At 55.2% G+C, this 1,032-nt stretch carries 1 protein-coding gene; it reads right to left on the bottom strand.

Going from position 1 to position 1,032, the window contains the following annotated elements:
* Window positions 1–160: 160 nt before the first annotated feature.
* Window positions 161–1,032, bottom strand: an 872-nt coding sequence (locus ACIQVE_RS29760) for an IS1182 family transposase (RefSeq protein WP_402815549.1), incomplete at its 5' end; no start/stop codon positions are given.

Consider the following 1,032-nt stretch of genomic DNA (forward strand, 5'->3'; position numbering starts at 1 on the left):
GGCCCAGAGTGTGTAAAAACGCGCTGATGCACTGTCGGCGCGCAGCGCCGACGGTTGTTAGCTGAGTAATTGCTCGCAACAAGTCCTGCGGATCATCACTAGGGCCTGGGAGCCCCCAGCGCCGCTTCTACCTTGCTGGGTGGCCAAAATACAGACCTCTTCAGGCCGACAGCGCCTTCATTAAACCGCTGGTACCGAGAATTTTCATGACCCGCTTCAAGTTGTAGGCGAGGACGTTCAAACTCATCTCCGCACTTACTCCGTTCAGCTTTCGTGTCAGGAAATGCGTGGCGCCCATCCATTGTTTGAGTGTCCCGAAGGGATGCTCGACCGTACGCTTGCGGACTCGCATCATGTCCGGCGCGTTGCTCAGTCTGTTCTGCATTTCCTCCAGTATGGCTTCATGCTCCCAGCGTCGAACCCGCCGTTCCGTGCTCGGTGTGCACTGCGGTTTCATTGCGCAGCCCCTGCATTTCGAACTCCAGTAACGGTGCAGCGTCAGGCCTTTTTCAACGTTGGTATAGCGCCAGCTCAGTGCTTCTCCCGCCGGGCAAATGTATTCGTTTTTTGCCGCGTCGTAGATGAAAGCATCGTTATTGAAACGCCCGCCCGCTTTGGCTCCAGAGGTCATCGGCTTGGGCACATAGGCAGTGATGCCTGCATCGTGACAAGCCAGGATCTCTTCGCTTTTGAAGTAACCTCGATCAGCCACTACCGACAACGTTTCTGACGCCATAGCCTCGCGGGCCTGCTTGGCCATCGAGCTGAGTTGATCTCGGTCGGAACCGACGTTGGTAACCTCATATGCAACGATCAAATGGTGCTGGGTATCGACCGCTGTCTGCACGTTGTAACCGACGATTCCAGTGCCGCGAGTCATCATGGAACGGGCGTCTGGATCGGTCAGTGATACCTGTTTATCCGGTGATTCGTTGAGCTGAGTTTCAATGACCTGTAACTCTTTCATCTGAGCTTTGAGCTTGTCGATTTTCTCTTGCAGACGACCAGCCTTGGGCTGAGCGATCGAGGGTT

Source organism: Pseudomonas sp. NPDC098747, from assembly GCF_044760045.1.
Taxonomy (GTDB): domain Bacteria; phylum Pseudomonadota; class Gammaproteobacteria; order Pseudomonadales; family Pseudomonadaceae; genus Aquipseudomonas.